Source organism: Halospeciosus flavus, from assembly GCF_029814175.1.
In the GTDB taxonomy this organism is placed as follows: Archaea; Halobacteriota; Halobacteria; order Halobacteriales; family Halobacteriaceae; genus Halospeciosus; species Halospeciosus flavus.
This window is the reverse complement of the sequence record NZ_CP122312.1, coordinates 2031664-2046559: the sequence shown is the minus strand read 5'-3', so window position 1 is coordinate 2046559 and position 14896 is coordinate 2031664. Positions and strand designations below refer to the sequence as shown.

At 65.1% G+C, this 14896-nt stretch carries 17 protein-coding genes and 1 pseudogene; 9 read left to right on the top strand and 9 right to left on the bottom strand.

Translation table 11 applies throughout. The annotated features are described in order from the left end of the window. Nucleotides 1-5 precede the first annotated feature (5 nt). From P0Y33_RS10795 to P0Y33_RS10785, 3 genes are read right to left on the bottom strand one after another with little or no spacing between them, the layout of a single operon-like run. Nucleotides 6-815, bottom strand: a complete 810-nt coding sequence (locus P0Y33_RS10795; RefSeq protein ID WP_279527414.1) for an ABC transporter permease — start codon at nt 813-815, stop codon at nt 6-8. Then, complete coding sequence (locus tag P0Y33_RS10790; protein ID WP_279527413.1) at nt 812-1741, bottom strand: ABC transporter permease; 930 nt, start codon at nt 1739-1741, stop codon at nt 812-814. Before P0Y33_RS10790 ends, P0Y33_RS10795 begins: the two co-directional genes overlap by 4 nt. 28 nt (nt 1742-1769) lie before the next feature. Next, nucleotides 1770-2918 carry an ABC transporter substrate-binding protein gene (locus P0Y33_RS10785; RefSeq protein ID WP_279527412.1) on the bottom strand — a complete coding sequence of 383 codons (1149 nt, stop codon included), beginning with the start codon at nt 2916-2918 and terminating at the stop codon, nt 1770-1772. Between the two features lie 155 nt (nt 2919-3073). On the opposite strand from P0Y33_RS10785, the gene P0Y33_RS10780 reads away from it, so the two are divergent. The 7 genes from P0Y33_RS10780 (at nt 3074) to P0Y33_RS10750 (ending at nt 7806) form a co-directional block, all read left to right on the top strand. After that, complete coding sequence (locus P0Y33_RS10780) at nt 3074-3475, top strand: DUF7310 family coiled-coil domain-containing protein (protein WP_279527411.1); 402 nt, start codon at nt 3074-3076, stop codon at nt 3473-3475. Beyond that, the gene (locus P0Y33_RS19220; protein WP_456071041.1) at nt 3360-3638 is read left to right on the top strand and encodes a DUF7286 family protein; all 279 of its coding nucleotides are present in this window, start codon (nt 3360-3362) and stop codon (nt 3636-3638) included. The genes P0Y33_RS10780 and P0Y33_RS19220 overlap by 116 nt, the downstream gene beginning before the upstream one ends. 21 nt (nt 3639-3659) lie before the next feature. Next, nucleotides 3660-4097 carry a DUF5791 family protein gene (locus P0Y33_RS10770; protein ID WP_279527409.1) on the top strand — a complete coding sequence of 146 codons (438 nt, stop codon included), beginning with the start codon at nt 3660-3662 and terminating at the stop codon, nt 4095-4097. Between the two features lie 4 nt (nt 4098-4101). Then, complete coding sequence (locus tag P0Y33_RS10765) at nt 4102-4986, top strand: SDR family oxidoreductase (protein WP_279527408.1); 885 nt, start codon at nt 4102-4104, stop codon at nt 4984-4986. Beyond that, nucleotides 4986-6074: an aldo/keto reductase gene (locus tag P0Y33_RS10760; RefSeq protein ID WP_279527407.1), complete on the top strand. Its 1089-nt coding sequence runs from the start codon at nt 4986-4988 to the stop codon at nt 6072-6074. The genes P0Y33_RS10765 and P0Y33_RS10760 overlap by 1 nt, the downstream gene beginning before the upstream one ends. Before the next feature lie 111 nt (nt 6075-6185). After that, entirely contained in the window at nt 6186-7490 is a 1305-nt protein-coding gene (gene aspS / locus P0Y33_RS10755) for an aspartate--tRNA(Asn) ligase (RefSeq protein ID WP_279527406.1), read from the top strand. Nucleotides 7491-7617: 127 nt separating this feature from the next. Continuing rightward, nucleotides 7618-7806 carry a hypothetical protein gene (locus P0Y33_RS10750; protein WP_279527405.1) on the top strand — a complete coding sequence of 63 codons (189 nt, stop codon included), beginning with the start codon at nt 7618-7620 and terminating at the stop codon, nt 7804-7806. A gap of 12 nt (nt 7807-7818) precedes the next feature. Here the strand turns inward: P0Y33_RS10750 and P0Y33_RS10745 are convergent, their stop codons facing one another. After that, a complete protein-coding gene (locus P0Y33_RS10745) occupies nt 7819-8679 on the bottom strand; it encodes a formate/nitrite transporter family protein (RefSeq protein WP_279527404.1) in 861 nt (286 codons plus the stop codon). Between the two features lie 129 nt (nt 8680-8808). Here P0Y33_RS10745 and P0Y33_RS10740 point away from each other — a divergent pair, with 129 nt between their 5' ends. Continuing rightward, nucleotides 8809-9624: a pantoate kinase gene (locus P0Y33_RS10740; protein ID WP_279527403.1), complete on the top strand. Its 816-nt coding sequence runs from the start codon at nt 8809-8811 to the stop codon at nt 9622-9624. A 42-nt stretch (nt 9625-9666) separates the two neighbouring features. Further along, nucleotides 9667-10455 (top strand): 4-phosphopantoate--beta-alanine ligase, encoded by a 789-nt coding sequence (locus tag P0Y33_RS10735; RefSeq protein ID WP_279527402.1) that lies wholly within the window; start codon nt 9667-9669, stop codon nt 10453-10455. Here P0Y33_RS10735 and P0Y33_RS10730 read toward each other — a convergent pair. From P0Y33_RS10730 to P0Y33_RS10705, 5 genes and pseudogenes are all read right to left on the bottom strand, one after another. Further along, nucleotides 10452-11111 carry a class I SAM-dependent methyltransferase gene (locus tag P0Y33_RS10730; protein WP_279527401.1) on the bottom strand — a complete coding sequence of 220 codons (660 nt, stop codon included), beginning with the start codon at nt 11109-11111 and terminating at the stop codon, nt 10452-10454. The genes P0Y33_RS10735 and P0Y33_RS10730 overlap by 4 nt on opposite strands. A 9-nt stretch (nt 11112-11120) precedes the next feature. After that, nucleotides 11121-12038: a thiamine-phosphate synthase family protein gene (locus P0Y33_RS10725; RefSeq protein ID WP_279527400.1), complete on the bottom strand. Its 918-nt coding sequence runs from the start codon at nt 12036-12038 to the stop codon at nt 11121-11123. Continuing rightward, nucleotides 12035-13708 carry a dCTP deaminase domain-containing protein gene (locus P0Y33_RS10715; protein ID WP_328518053.1) on the bottom strand — a complete coding sequence of 558 codons (1674 nt, stop codon included), beginning with the start codon at nt 13706-13708 and terminating at the stop codon, nt 12035-12037. The genes P0Y33_RS10725 and P0Y33_RS10715 overlap by 4 nt, the downstream gene beginning before the upstream one ends. After that, a pseudogene (gene dcd, locus P0Y33_RS10710) lies at nt 13697-14050 on the bottom strand (dCTP deaminase); the annotation flags it as partial. The pseudogene dcd and the gene P0Y33_RS10715, both read right to left, overlap by 12 nt. 95 nt (nt 14051-14145) lie before the next feature. Continuing rightward, the gene (locus P0Y33_RS10705) at nt 14146-14868 is read right to left on the bottom strand and encodes a Yip1 family protein (RefSeq protein WP_279527399.1); all 723 of its coding nucleotides are present in this window, start codon (nt 14866-14868) and stop codon (nt 14146-14148) included. Between the last annotated feature and the right edge of the window lie 28 nt (nt 14869-14896).

The window sequence follows — 14896 nt, the reverse complement described above, 5'->3', positions numbered from 1 at the left end:
TTGTATCACCCGTAGAGGTTCTCGGTGAGGTCGCCGCTACCGACGTAGTAGACGACTAGCAGGAGACCAATCATACCGAACATTACGACTGTCGAGATGGCGTTGATTTTCGGCGTCAGTTCGTGGTTGAGCATCTGCCAGATGCGGATCGTGAACACGGTACGCCCACCGCTGACGAAGTAGGCCCGGATGAACTCGGAGAACGACCGGATAAACGCCAGCAGACCGCCGGCGGCGATGGCTGCCGACAGTTGGGGGAGCGTCACAGTGCGCAACACGGTCAGCCGGCCGGCGCCGAGGTCGCGGCCTGCTTCCTCCATCGTCTCGTCGAGGCTGTAGAGCCGCGAGGAAATCGTCAACAGCGCGAACGGCATCGTGTATAGCGAGTGTGCGATGATGACGGTCCCGAGCGAGAGGAGGCCCCCAGAAATGGTCTGAAACATCGAGAGGAGCGCGATGCCCAACACGACGCCGGGGATGATCATCGGGACGATGGTGGCGACGCGGAACCAGCTCTTGAGCCGGAACTCCCGACGCACCAGCGCGAACGCCCCAAGTAGCCCGAGTATCGTCGCGAGGATCGCGGACGCTGTCGCGACGAAGAGCGTGTAGACGATGCTCATCAGGAGGTCGGTGTCCGAGAACGCCGCCGCGTACCACTTCAGCGTGAGATCGCCCATCGGGAACGTCGCGTACGCGTTCGACCCGAAGGAGAGCAGAACCATCACGAGTAGTGGGAACCAGAGGAAGACGAGGACACTCCCTCCGAGGATGCGGAGCGCCCACGTCCGTTGGCTCTCGCTCAGATAGCTCACGAGCCACCACCTCCCTCAGTCTGCCCGCTGAACAGCTCTTCGAGGTGGACGATGCGGAAGATGAGCGTCGTCGCGACGACGACGACCACGAGCATGATGATGCCGCCGGCCGCCGCCTTCGAGACGTTCAGTGTGAGCTGCATGAACTGGTCGAGGAGCGGGGCGAGCATCGGGACGGTCCCGCCGCCGAGGATGAGCGGCGTCACGTACGCGCCGAAACTCGGAATGAAGACGAACAACGAGCCCGTGATGACCCCGGGGAGACTCTGGGGAAGCGTTACGTCCCAGAAGGCCCGAATCGGACTCGCACCGAGGTCGCGCGCCGCCTCGAGTTCGTCCCGGTTCAAGCCGCCGAGCGTCGCGTACAGCGTGAGAACGAAGTACGGGAGGAACGCGTGGACGAGGCCCACAATGACGGCGAACTTCCCGAAGAGGAGCCACCCGATCGGCTCCTCGATGAGACCCGTCCGTAGGAGGATGATGTTGATGGCTCCGTTCCGGCCGAGGACCGTCATCCACGAGAACGCACGAATGAGGTAGACGGTGAAGAAGGGCCCCAGAACGAGCAGGAGCCATAGTTCGGGGTTTTTCGCCTTGTACGCGATCGCGTAGGCGAGTGGGTAGCCGAGGAGGATGGCGAGGATGGTCACCGCCACCGAAATCTCGATGGTGTTGAAGAAATACGTCCGGAAGATATCGCTCGTCAGCAGTGTCTGGTAGTTCTGGAACGTCGGCTTCCACACCACCTCGTAGTTCTGCACTTGCAGGAAACTGTACGCCGTCATCATTCCCATCGGGAGCGCGAGGAAGAACGCGAGCCACGCGACCGGCGCCGAGAGGAACTCGGATGCGGTCTCGCGTTCTCCGACGAACGGGATGAAGCGGGTGAAGCCGCCGCTGGCTGTGTCGCTGTTTCGAGTGCTCATAGATGCGTTGAATGTGGGGTTGGGGGGATTATCCGAGACGGGTCTTGAACTCACTCATGAGCTGCTTCCACTTCTGGGGGTTCTTGAACGGCTTGTCCTGGATGACCTTCTGGACATCCTCCGGAGGGATGTAGAAGAGGTCCTGTTCCTGTTGGGTCAGGTGCTCCTTCGCGTCCCGGACCGTCGAAGGAGCGAGATCGCTCACTGCTAGTTGGGCACCGATCTTCGGGCGTAGGAAGAAGTCCATGAACTTCTGGACGGCGTCCTGATTCTGGCTGGACTTCGTCATGAGCATCGCCTCGGTCCAACCGATAGACCCCTCCTTCGGTGGGACGAATTCGAACTGCTCGTTGCCCTTCTTGATGAGGTTGATAACGTCGTTTCGTCCGGGGCCGACGCCGACGTTGTAACTGTCGCCCTTGAACGCACGGCCGAACTGCGCCTCACTCGTGAACATCGCTCGCGTGAAGTCGGCGAGTTCGAGGAACTTCTGCCGCGTCTCCTCCCACGCCTGGCCGCTGACGTTCATCTGGTCGCCACGGAGCATGTCGGTGTACCCCAGCGCGCGGACGGCGTGTGTGACCGAGTGGACCGGGTCGGTGTTGACTCCGATACCGACGCTCTTCCAGGCATCCTTGTGGTTCCAGAGGTCCGCCGAGGACTGAAGTTTACTCTTGTCGACGTTCTTCGTGTCGACGGCGAGCCCGTAGAGGCCGAACCGCGGGGGAATCCCGTACCACCGTCCCTGGGAGTCGGTGAGGTGGTCCTGAATGGTCCCCTGCCGGAAGTAATCGAAGGTGTTCGTCAGGTTGGGGACTTTGTTGATCATCTCCTCTTGGTTCTTCGCGAGGGGCTGAATGAGTCCGGCGTCGCGGAAGCGCTGTGCGTACCCGGAGTTCGGACAGACGACGTCGTACCGATCCGGCGCCGAGTTCGCCTTCGTGAACATGTTGTTCGTAGACGTCGCCTTCTCGACTTCGACTGTGACGTCGTGTTCCTCCTCGAACTGCTTGACGAGTGGTCCGTACCCCTCCCACAGGAACGCACGGATCGAGTTCGACCCGCCACCGCTGCCGAGACAACCGGCGAGACCGGTGAGACCGACCGTTGTCGCGCCGGTCGTTTTCAGGAACGTCCGCCGCTTCGGACTGCCCAGGCGTGAACCTTCACGAGACATGCGTTAGCAGCAGTGTGTTCGTGCTACATAAACCCACGGTACTATAACTCACTGGTGGTAGATAACTCCGTCCACGCCGCCTCGTGCAGTGTATTACCAATGCACAAATTTCGGCAACACAAATGTTCAAGTACGAAGACGGGACCACTGCGCCCATGTCCGATGATTCACTCGACGCGAGCCTGCGCGCGGTCGAACGGCAGTGTACCGGCGCCGGCGAGCACGACGGGACCGGCCGCCTCATCCCCACCGACCACCTCGTTGACCTCGACGCCCGGTTGTCGGACGCCGAGCGTCGACTCGACGCGGCGGTCCAGTCGGTCCGGGGGTACGTCGGCGCGCTCGACCACGTCAACGAGGAGGTCGAACGCCGTGCCGACGCCGCCCTCGCTGTCGCGGAGCGACTGGACGAGGCGAGTGAGGGACCGTGCGTCGAGACGTGTGCAGAGCGGCGGCCCAAACACGCCGCCCCATCCACCGACGACGCGGCCGATACGACCTACACGACACACCCGCCCAAGACGTCCGGTTCGACCGACAACGGATTCCTCGCATGACTCCTCGGGCGCTGACGTGTCCGAGGCGCTCCGGATATATCTCGCGGTCGTCGTCGCCGTCCCGCCGGGTCCGCGCGGGGTGGGAGACACCGACGGGAACGCCGACGAGCGCTCGGCTGGGTGGGGGCGACGCGACGCGGCCCAGGGAGGAAGCCCCATTTAGCCCGAGTGCCTAGGGGGAGCCATGTTCACCGAGGAAATCGCCGAACCCGAGGCGGTCTCGCCCGCAGAGGTACGCGCCGAGTACGAAGCGACGCTAGAGGCCATCATCGACGCCTACGGTGTCGACGCGGCCGCCGACGAGACCGACTTCGACGCCGATCGACTCGCCGCTATCCGCGATGGCGACGCCGAGGCCATCACCACCGAGGAGGCCGCAGAAGTGCTGGCGCTTGCCGAGGACTGGCCGCCCGCGGAGGACCTCCTCTTGGAGATGCAGGACCACGTCATGCTGCAGATGAGTTCGGCCGTCGTCGACGTCGACTCCCTCGCCACCGACGTCGAGTTCGAGGACGACCTCAGCGCCAAGGAGATCCAACAGCGCATCGAAGGCCGTCACCCGATGACCCTCGACGAGTACGCACGCATCCACCACTACCTCGCGTCGGAGAACCCCTGGTAGCGCGATGCGCGTCGCCATCCTGGGCTGTGGCTACGTCGGTCTCGAACTCGGCCGGCAACTCGACGCCGCGGGTCACGACCCGATAGGCGTCCGTCGCTCGGACGACGGCCTCGCCGCCATCGAGGACGCGGGGTTCGAGGGCGTTCGCGCGGACGTGACCGACGCCGGCACACTCGACGCCATTCCGGACGTCGACGCCGTCGTCTTCGCCGCGAGTTCGGGCGGCAGAGACGCCGCCGCGGCCCGCGAGGTGTACGTCGACGGTCTCCAGACCGCCATCGACCACTTCGCCGCCCGGAAGCGCGCGCCCGAAGCGTTCGTCTACACGTCCAGTACGGGCGTCTACGGCGACCACGACGGCGGTTGGGTCGACGAGGAGACCCCACTGGAGCCGACGACCGAGAAGACCGAGGTGCTCGCCGAAGCCGAGCGCGTCGCCCACGAGTCGCCGTTCGACTCGACGGTCGTCCGTTTCGCGGGACTCTACGGCCCCGAACGCTACCGCCTCGAACGCTACGTCGAGGGGCCGGTCACGGAAGGGTACCTGAACATGATCCACCGCGACGACGCGGCCGGTGTCGTCCGGTTCGCGCTCACGGACGAGGCGGCCGGCGAGCGAGGCACGCTCCTCGCCGTCGACGACGAACCGGTCTCGAAGTGGGCGTTCGCGGACTGGCTCGCCGAGCAGTGCGGCGTCGACGCGCCGCCCAAACGCACCCGCGAGGAGCGCCTTGACGAAGACGACCTCTCGGAGGCGGTGCGGCGACGGCTGACGACGAGCAAGCGCTGCTCGAACGACTTGCTCCGCGAGTTGGGTTACGACTATGCGTACCCGACCTTCCGCGAGGGGTACCGCGACGCCGTTGAGGCGTACCGCGAGGGTCGCTGATGGCCACTCGCGAGGGAACCGTTCGCTACCAGCAGCGCTTCGGCGACGCCTTCGCCCGCACTTACTTCCGGCGGTGTGGGGAATTCTCGCTGTCGAGTGTCGGGATAGGGACGTACCTCGGTCCGGCGACAGACGCGCAGGACGAACGCTACCGCGAGGCGCTCGTGACGGCGTTCGAGACCGGCTGTAACGTTGTCGACACGGCCATCAACTACCGCCACCAGCGCAGCGAGCGTGCGGTCGGTGCGGCCCTCCACGACGCCGACGTGTCTCGCGACGAGGTGTTCGTCGCCACGAAAGGGGGCTTCCTCCCGTTCGACGGCGAGCGACCCGACGACCCGGGGTCGTTCGTCCAGCGCGAGTACGTCGCGAGCGGTCTCGTCGACGCCGACGACCTCGCTCACGGAAGTCACTGCATCGCGCCGGCCTTCCTCGACGACCAACTCGACCGCTCGCTGGCGAATCTGGGCGTCGAGCGTGTCGACTGCTACTACGTCCACAACCCCGAGACGCAACTGGACGTCCGCCCACGCGAGGCAGTCTACGACCAGTTGGAGGCCGCCTTCGAGGTGCTGGAACGCCGCGCCGCCGCGGGCGACCTCCGCTACTACGGCGTCGCGTCGTGGGACGCCTTCCGCGTCGACCCGGAACACGAACACTTCCTCTCGCTTCCCGAAGTCGTCTCCCGCGCACGAACCGCGGCCCGGACGGTCGGGAACGAGTCGACGCACCTGCGCTGTCTCCAACTCCCGTTCAACGTCTCGATGGCCGACGCGTTCACCCGCGAAGTCCACGAGGGACCGACGGAACGACAGAGCGCGCTCTGGTTCGCCCACGAAGCCGGGTTGGACGTCTTCACGAGCGCGAGTCTCGGGCAGGGCGACCTCGCCGACGGACTGCCCGACGACGTCGCGGCCGAACTCGGCGGCGACACGTCGGCCCAGCGAGCCATCAACTTCGCACGGAGTGCCCCCGGTGTCACGACCGCGCTTGTCGGCGCGAGCTCGGCCGAACACGTCCGCGAGAACGTCGCTGCGGGCACGTTCGAACCGCTCGGCGCGAACGCGTTCGACGCGGTGTTCGAGTGAAAACCATTTATAAAGGGGTTTCAGATATATAAATCCGAGACGCCCGCACACGGCCTCCCACACCGGGAGGAAATGCCGGTCTTTAAGCCCCGCACGTTGGTACAACGGGATATGCAGAACCGAACCTTCACGGCGGACGCCACGCCGGGCGACCACGTCACGGTGGCCGGCTGGGTCCACGAGATTCGCGACCTCGGCGGTATCGCGTTCCTCATCCTCCGAGACAAGTCCGGCAAGATCCAGGTCAAATTCGAGAAGGACGAGATGGACGAAGACCTCGTCGAGACCGGACTCAACGTCCACCGCGAGAGCGTCGTCTCCGTCACGGGCGACGTCGAGGAAGAAGAGCGCGCGCCGACGGGCGTCGAGGTCACGCCCGAGGACATCGAAGTGCTCGCCGAGGCCGACCCGCAACTCCCGCTCGACCCCTCCGGGAAGGTCGAAGCCGACCTCTCGACCCGCCTCGACAACCGCACGCTCGACGTGCGCCGCCCCGAGTCGAAGGCCATCTTCGAGATCCGCGCGGAAGTCCTCCGTGCAGTCCGCGACTACTTCCGCGACATCGGCAGCACCGAGATCAACACACCGAAGATCGTCGCCACGGGAACTGAGGGCGGCACGGAGCTTTTCCCGTTGACCTACTTCGGCGAGGAGGCGTTCATGAACCAGAGCCCGCAGCTCTTCAAGCAGCTGATGGTCGGCTCCGGTCTCGAACGCGTCTTCGAAATCGGCCCGATCTTCCGCGCCGAGGAGCACAACACGCCGCGCCACCTCAACGAGGCGACCATGATCGACTTCGAGTCCTCGTTCATCGACCACGAGGAGGCGATGGACGTCTGTGAGGGGACGCTCAAGGCGGCCTACTCCGCGGTCGCGGAGAACTGCCAGGACGAACTCGAGACGCTCGGTCTCGCCGACGAGTTCGAGGCGCCCGAGGACGACTTCCCGCGTCTCACCTACGAGGAGGCCATCGAGCGCATCAACGCGACGGGCGAACTCGACGAGCAACTCGTCTGGGGCGACGACCTCCCCACCGAGGCCGAGCGTGCGCTCGGCGACGACGTCGGCGGCCACTACTTCATCACCGACTGGCCCTCCGAGATCAAGCCCTTCTACATCCAGGACTACGACGACGACCCCGACCTCTCGAAGGGCTTCGACCTGATGCACCCGCGGATGGAACTCGTCTCCGGCGGTCAGCGTGAGCACCGCTACGACAACCTCGTCGAAGGGTTCCACCAGCAGGGTCTCGACCCCGACCAGTTCGACTACTACACGAAGATGTTCAAGTACGGCATGCCGCCCCACGCGGGGTGGGCCTACGGCGTCGAGCGTCTCGTCATGACGATGCTCGACCTGGAGAACATCCGGGAAGCGGTCCTCTTCCCGCGAGACCGTCAGCGTCTCAGCCCGTAGGGCTGTAGACGCGACCGCTCGCGGTCGCAATATTGCTGGGACGATTTTCACGCCTTTCTCGTGTCGACACCCACCGAGCGTCGGCGTCGGCCGCACAATATTTCCGTTATTACGGGATAGAAACAATATGTCTCCGCTCGCACTCGCCGTCCTCGCCGCCGTGTTCGCTCTCGGGTGGGTCGCGTCTATCGTGTGGGTCCACCACGACGCGGATGAACGTGGGAGCGACAAGCCGGGGAGTTGGGCAGCGCTCGTGGCCGTGACCGGGTACGCCGGACTCGTGTACTACCTCCTCTCCCGAGGCGACGTCGACTGACGTCGAGGCGATTCACTCCTCGTCTTCGGTCAATGAGGTTCGCTTCACGCCGACGCCGGGTTTTTGCTTGATGTCGACCGCGACCTCGTCGGGGACGCCCCGACGGACGTGGGCGTACTTGATGAGCGAGACGAAGACGACGCCCCCGACCGCGTTGCCGACGGTCGTGACCGCGAGGAAGCGTGCCCACTGAACGAGCGTGATGTTCGCGCCGGCGAAGATAGCCGCCAGGACCTCGATATTGCCCGCGACGCAGTGCGGGAGGTGCGCGAAGCCGATGACAAACGTCGTCATGACGATGACGGCGACCCGGCTGATGGTGTCGCTGACGGATGTGAGAATCCACGAGAGGAGGCCCATCAGCCAGCCAGCGAGGAGCGCGCCGGCGAAGACGCCGAGCGGCGAGAGCGTGACGAACGGCCGAGCGACGTGGACGACCATGTCGGTCGTGACGAGGCCCATCACCGGCCCGAGGTAGGCGATGAAGGCCGCGACGAACACGCCACCGACGATGTTGCCGGCGTAGACGGTCCCCCACAGTTGGGCGAGTTTCCGGAGCGGTTCGCGGCCGTCGAGAACGGGCAACACCGCCAGCGTCGTGTGTTCGGTGAACAGTTCCGAGCGCCCGAGGATGACGTAAACGAACCCGAGCGTGTACATCAGCGACATCATGACCTTCGACACCGACCCGGGGATGGCGGCCCCGGTGGCAGTCCCCATCGCGACGAGCAACATCGGCCCGAACCCGATGTCGAACCCGCAGGAGAGCGCCGAGAGGAACTGCCCGCTGGCCGGCCGGTCGAGGGTCATCGCGCCTTCCGCGATCTGGCGTTCGAGGATTTCGGTGTAGTCGCGAAGGGTGTCTTCGGACACGGTTGTCTCATTTAGTACATAACTCCCATCCTGAAAATAATGATGGCAGGCACCCCGACGTCCGCTGACGGTAACTCGGCCACGGCGGAACGGAAGGCGTAAAGTCCCGTGAGCAACTCTACCAAAGCAATGACGGAGGTAGTCGAGGTGTTCGTACCGGGTCACGTCACCGGCCTGTTCAGCGTCCACCGGGCCGACGACCCGGCGCGAACGGGGTCGCGCGGCGCTGGACTCACTCTCTCGGACGGTGTCACGGTCCGCCTCGAACCCGCGGACGACCGGTCGGTCGAACTCGACGGGCGCGCCACGTCGGTCGACCCCGTCGACCACGTCCTCGACACGCTCGGGGTCGACGCCCACGTCGCCGCGGACAGCGACCTCCCCGTCGGGTCGGGATTCGGCGTCTCCGGCGCGATGGCTCTCGGGACCGCCTACGCCGCCAACACCGCGTTCGGGTGCGGGCGCTCGGACAACGCGCTCGTGCGCGTCGCCCACGAGGCCGAAGTGTCGTCGGGGACGGGTCTCGGCGACGTGGTCGCACAGGCCCGCGGCGGCGCACCCATCCGCCTCGAACCCGGTGCACCGCCCCACGGCCGCCTCGACGGCATCCCCGAAACCGACCGCGTCGAGTACCTCACCTTCGGCGGCCTCTCGACGGAGGAAGTCATCACCGGGTCGACGGACGTCCTCTCGGCCGCCGGCGAGAAGGCCCTCGACCGCCTCGTCGAGCGACCAACGCTCCCTCGGTTCGTCGACGCCTCCCGACAGTTCGCCCGCGAGGCCGACCTCCTCACGCCGGACGTCGAGCGGGTCCTCGACGACGTCGAGGGTGCGTCGATGGCGATGCTCGGCGAGACGGTGTTCGCGCTCGGGACGAGTCTCTCCGAGGCGGGCTACGACGTCGAGACCTGCGAGATTCACCCCGCGGGCGCGACGTTCCGGTAGCAGAACGGACCACTTTTCTCGTCGACCCACACACACACGTCCATGAGCGAGGACGAGGTCGAGATTCCCGAAGACCACCCCCGGTACCAGTCGTTGCTGACCCGCCACCGCATCGAGGAGGGCGTCGAGAAGGGCATCACCAGCAAGCAGGGACTCATCGCGGAGGGCCGTGGCGAAGCCTTCGACTACCTGCTCGGCGAGGAGACGACCCCGAGCGCCGACGAGGCCGAACGCGTCGCCGCCGCACACCTCCTGCTCGCCGACCACCCAGTGTTGAGCGTCAACGGCAACGTCGCCGCACTCGTCCCCGGCGAACTCGTCGAACTCGCCGAAGTCGTCGACGCCGACCTCGAAGTGAACCTGTTCAACCGCACCGAAGAGCGCCTACAGAAGATCGCCGAACACCTCCGCGAGCACGGTGCCGAGGACGTGAAGGGGCTGAAAGCCGACGCCCGCATCCCTGGACTCTCCCACGAGCGCGCGAAGGTCGACGCCGACGGCATCTACGACGCCGACGTCGTGCTCGTCCCCCTCGAAGACGGCGACCGCGCCGAGGCACTCGCCGAGATGGGCAAGACCGAGATCGTGATCGACCTCAACCCCCTCTCGCGCTCCCCACAGACCGCGGCCGTCCCGATTATCGACAACATCATCCGGGCGATTCCGAACATCACGGAACACGCCCGCGACCTACAGGACGAACCGCGCGCCGAACTCGAACGCATCGTCGCCGAGTTCGACGCCGAAGAGACTCTCGAAGCCGCCGAACGACAGATTCGCGAGGGCGTCGCCGAACGGGAGCGGGAACAGGAACGGAAGCGCGAGTCCTAACGCTCGGCGACCAGCAGCGTCAGGAACCCGGCCAACCGCGTTCGTTTCTCGACGGTCACTCCCTCGGCGACGCGGAGCGTTCGCTCTGCCGTCGCGACCCGCTCGTCGAGGAGTGAGCGGACGCCAGCGTCGTGTTCGCGCTCGTCTCGTCCGCCCTGGGGGTCGGGTGCGCCGGTGCGGACGAACCGCTCGAACAGTGGATTGGCGACCCGTCCGAACGGGTGGTCGCTTGACGTCGCTTCGAGGACGACGAGTCGGTCACCCTCGGTGAGACAGTCGAGCCACGACGAGACGACCGTCTCGGGGTCTTCGAACATCCCGACGACGAACGTCGCGAGGACGCCGTCGACCGGGCCGTCGACGGGAAGCCGCGTCGCGTCACCACGGACGACGTCGACGCCGCGTGTCCGTGCGCGCCGGAGGAGTGCCTCGGTCAGGTCGACGCCGACGACGCGGCCACTCGCACCGACCTGTTCGCGGAGGGTCGGTGCGTTCGCGCCGGTGCCACAGCCGACGTCGAGGACGGTGTCGCCGGGCGTCAGCGCGAGAGTTTCGGCGGCGACACGTCGGGCGGCACCGACGCCGGGCGTGTAGCGTGCGACGAGGTCGAAGACGGGCGCGATGCGCGTGTAGAAGGACTGGACCTCGTCGGACATCGCGTGTTCTCAGACGACGTCGCGGGCGATTTCGGCGGCGTCGACCGCGGACGCCGCGAGGATGTAGACGTTCGGTTCGACGCCGAACCCGCCGGTCTGGTAGAGGACGGTCGCGTCGGGTTCGCGGGCGAGCGCCTCGGCGACGGCCTCTCGGATACCGCCGTCCTCGCCGCGTTCGTACGCCGCGTCGAACTCGACGGTGACGTAGCCGAGGTCTTCGAGTTGCTGGACGAGTCCCTCGTCGTACGCCACGTTGAGCGCGGCGGCGGCGTCGGCACCCTCGTCGCGGGCGGCGAGCAGGACGCTCGCGACGTGTTCGGAGACGCCGAATTCGGGTTCGGCCGGCACCTCGGTGCGACCCATGACGTCGAAGATGCGGCCGGGGACGCCGACCACGTCCTCGACGTCCGTCGCGTCGGGCGTGCACTCGACAAGGTTCGAACCGACGTTCGGGATGAGGGTCGCGAACCCGCTCGCGTGTTCGAGGACGCGCAGTCCGCGTTTCACCGACGACCGGGCGTGCTCGCGGGCGCGGAGTTCGCTCTCGGGGTCGTGGATTCGGAAATCGGCCTCGTAGTCGGCGAGTGCGGGCATCGCCTCCTCGTGGAGTGTAGCGAGGCGGTCGCCCGGCGCTTCGAGTCGACGGATGAGCACTTCGGCTTCGACGAGTGCCTGCACGCTGCTCATGCTCCCCGAGTCGAACCCCTCGGCGACGCGCTCGACGAGGTCCTGGACGCGTTCGTCGGTGGCGAGGTCCGCGTTGCGGTCGACCGCACCCTGGGCGTACTTCGAGACGGCGCTCTGGCTGATGCCCAGCGCCTCGGCGACCTCCTGTTGGGTCAACCCCCGCTCGCGGAGGTCCTCGGCCAGCATCGAGCGAAACGTCGGGAGGAACTCCTCGACGACGACCTCTTCGACGAACTTCATTGGTCCCCTCCGAACTCCTGGTCACCCTGGATACGCGAGGCCTGTGGCCCGCGCTGGCCCTGGTACTTCGACCCGCGTTCTTCGCCGTACGGGCGGGACGCCGGCGTCGCGAGTTCCGTGAAGACGAGTTGCGAGATACGCATCCCGGGTGTGAGCGCCACGGGAGCGGACCCGAGGTTCGAGAGTTCGAGGGTCACCTGCCCCTCGTACCCGGGGTCGATGAAGCCGGCCGTGTTCGATAGGAAAATCCCACCGAATCCACCGAGGAAGTTCTCGATCTTCCGCCCGTTCGGTTGCACTTCGAGGTCGTACGTCGTCTCGACGCGGTCCGTCTTTTCGACGGACTCTACCCTGTCGAACCGTACGTGCTCAGTGAGGATATCGTCGAGTCGGGAGACGTCTACGCCATGCTCGGCGTAGCAATCACGGAACGCACGGAGGGTCTCCCGTTTCACTGTCTCGTACTCCTCGTTCTCGACGTTCGAGACGCTCGACTTTGAGGACCGGCCGATATCTTCTGCTACCTCAGCCATAGTGAGTCCAGCATCCTCACGGAGTGACTTTAGGAGCTTGGACGGGTTCGGCACATATTGGCCACGTTTGTATGAACTACTGTCGTAGAAGTCGACACTCCACTCATCACTATTCGCTTCGTTATCCCGCTCTCGATAGTATGTCGACGTCGCGTAACCGAGACGTGACCCGAGATACGTCGCGCGATTCGCGAGCTCCTCGTTCGCTGTGTACAGCGTAGCGCGTTCTTCACGACGGTGGCCATCACCATCCAAGAGGCCACCGAGGAAGCTTTCGAGTACAGTATCCGACCAGTTCCACGCGCGTTCGGGAACGTTCTTCGTACTGCCTTCTCCAGCGAGTGCACGAAACACCTTCGACCAAAGTGTGGAGCAGACAGTGAGCTGGCTGACTCCATGTGGCGTTTCACTCCACGACAGCGATGTGTCGTACTGATTGAACCAGTCGGCGACCCGGTCGAGATACTGTTCGTTCGTGTTCGTGAAGATGAGTTGATTTCGCCGAGCGTACCCTTCTGCTACGTAGAAACCGAGAACCCATCCAAGTTCTGACGTCACATCGAGATATCGCGGAATTCTCGTATCGCTCTGCTTGAACGCTATCTCGGCGTCGTTCGGGATAGCCGTCGACGTGACAGCAGAGAGTGGTGCACTGTCCCGAGACTCGTAGTGTCGCTGGGAACCATCAGCTACGTCGTTCCAGTCAACAGAACCGAGGCCGTCGGCCGCGTACACGACGACTTCCTCATCATCCTCGGCGAACAGGTCAACGAGGTCGATTTCCGTCTCTTCACCACGCGGGCCCGGGAGCGTTCCAGGTACCATCACGTGTTCGCCGATAGCGTCCTCGCTCGCAACGCGGGTGACTTCTCCCCATTCGTCGAGAGTGAAGATGTTGTGGTCCTTCGTGACGTGGACTTCGCGTCCGGAGTCAAGGGTCACCCGGTAGATGCGCTTCACGGGATTCGTAATGAAGTCGGTCACGTCATGTGTCCGTACACGGAGTGACTTCGGATCGAACGAGACCGCACGCGCGTCCATCTCCTCCGCGACGACCTCACCGATTTCGTAGAAGCCGAATCCATCTTCGGCCGTCCAGAGGAACAGTTCTTCGTCAGCCGGGAGCGATGCGTGCACCACGACGGCGAGACGGCCCAGAGACGACCGTCCTTCGACCTGTGCGACAAGGTCCGGCGGCACCTCGACGCGTTCTTTAGTCGTCCCGAGGACGAAGTCGCCGGGGTGGAGGATGAACTCGTCGCCCTCGTCGACGTGAGTTTCGGAGACGTACTCCTCGACTTCGCGTTCGTCGTTCGGGTGGATACAGGAGATGTTGGTGCGCTGGAACTCGAGGAATTCCCGGCCGAGACGGACGTCGATACTGGCGGGTTGGACCTGCAGGTCGAGGTCGTCGAGGGGGTCGACGACCAGGTCGCCCTCCTCGAGTCGGGCGAGAAGGTCGGTATCCGAGAGGATCATATCCCAGTAAAGTAGTGCACGGGGCCTAACGGTTACGGGATACAGGAGAAAGCCCACAACTTCACTCGTGTGGAGGGCGTCAAGCACTTCGTCGCCTAGAGGCCCGCGAGCACGAACAGGACGACGGTGACCGACCCGGCGGCCACGGTGGCACGCGTGATCGAGAGGTCGTGGACGCGCTTGAGGCCGAAGGTCCAGACGTACCCCTGCCACACCGCGGTCCCGACCGACGCGAGGAAGCGGATGGTCCCGCCGAACGCGACGAGGAGCGAACTCGCCGTCGAGATCGTCCCGGTCAGCGGTACGTTCGTCGGAATCTTGGCGAACGCCAGCACGACGAGCAGCAAGGAGAGCAGCGCTTCGAGCGCGAGCGGTCCGATACCCCACCCGGCGACGGCCATCGTGTCGCCGAAGGAGGGCGTGTCGGCGAACAGGCGACTGAGGAGGTGGAGTGCCGCCGCCACGCCGAACCAGACGACGTAGACGCCCGCGAACGTCAGGGGCGCCCACGCGCTGACCGTCCGCCACCCGGTGACGAACGCCGCGGTCGTCGACGGGACGGTACAGCCGGGTCCGTTCACCTGCTTGATGCTGTCTGCGTTGGACCCTGTGGCGGTACAGATCGCGTCCGACGGGTGTGCCGGACTCTCGACGGCGACGTTGACGTGGACTCCTCCCGCGGCAATGACGCCGATCGTCAACAACGAGGAACTCACGACGAGTGCGGTGAGGAAGACGACTGTACACGCCTCGAAGATGGAGGGGCTGAACTCTCGATAGTATCTCCCAGGCCGAACCAGGGGCGTCAGCGGCGGCATGTTGGTTATTACACTCTGAACTAACTTG

Excerpts from the sequence above, each read along its gene's own strand:
- P0Y33_RS10735 (WP_279527402.1), top strand. The coding sequence starts at position 9,667 with ATGAGCGAGGACGAGGTCGAGATTCCCGAAGACCACCCCCGGTACCAG.
- P0Y33_RS10780 (WP_279527411.1), top strand. The coding sequence starts at position 3,074 with ATGTCCGATGATTCACTCGACGCGAGCCTGCGCGCGGTCGAACGGCAG.
- P0Y33_RS10770 (WP_279527409.1), top strand. The coding sequence starts at position 3,660 with ATGTTCACCGAGGAAATCGCCGAACCCGAGGCGGTCTCGCCCGCAGAG.
- P0Y33_RS10740 (WP_279527403.1), top strand. The coding sequence starts at position 8,809 with ATGACGGAGGTAGTCGAGGTGTTCGTACCGGGTCACGTCACCGGCCTG.
- P0Y33_RS10750 (WP_279527405.1), top strand. The coding sequence starts at position 7,618 with ATGTCTCCGCTCGCACTCGCCGTCCTCGCCGCCGTGTTCGCTCTCGGG.
- P0Y33_RS10760 (WP_279527407.1), top strand. The coding sequence starts at position 4,986 with ATGGCCACTCGCGAGGGAACCGTTCGCTACCAGCAGCGCTTCGGCGAC.
- aspS (WP_279527406.1), top strand. The coding sequence starts at position 6,186 with ATGCAGAACCGAACCTTCACGGCGGACGCCACGCCGGGCGACCACGTC.
- P0Y33_RS10725 (WP_279527400.1), bottom strand. The coding sequence starts at position 12,038 with ATGAAGTTCGTCGAAGAGGTCGTCGTCGAGGAGTTCCTCCCGACGTTT.
- P0Y33_RS10785 (WP_279527412.1), bottom strand. The coding sequence starts at position 2,918 with ATGTCTCGTGAAGGTTCACGCCTGGGCAGTCCGAAGCGGCGGACGTTC.
- P0Y33_RS10730 (WP_279527401.1), bottom strand. The coding sequence starts at position 11,111 with ATGTCCGACGAGGTCCAGTCCTTCTACACGCGCATCGCGCCCGTCTTC.
- P0Y33_RS10705 (WP_279527399.1), bottom strand. The coding sequence starts at position 14,868 with ATGCCGCCGCTGACGCCCCTGGTTCGGCCTGGGAGATACTATCGAGAG.
- P0Y33_RS10790 (WP_279527413.1), bottom strand. The coding sequence starts at position 1,741 with ATGAGCACTCGAAACAGCGACACAGCCAGCGGCGGCTTCACCCGCTTC.
- P0Y33_RS10765 (WP_279527408.1), top strand. The coding sequence starts at position 4,102 with ATGCGCGTCGCCATCCTGGGCTGTGGCTACGTCGGTCTCGAACTCGGC.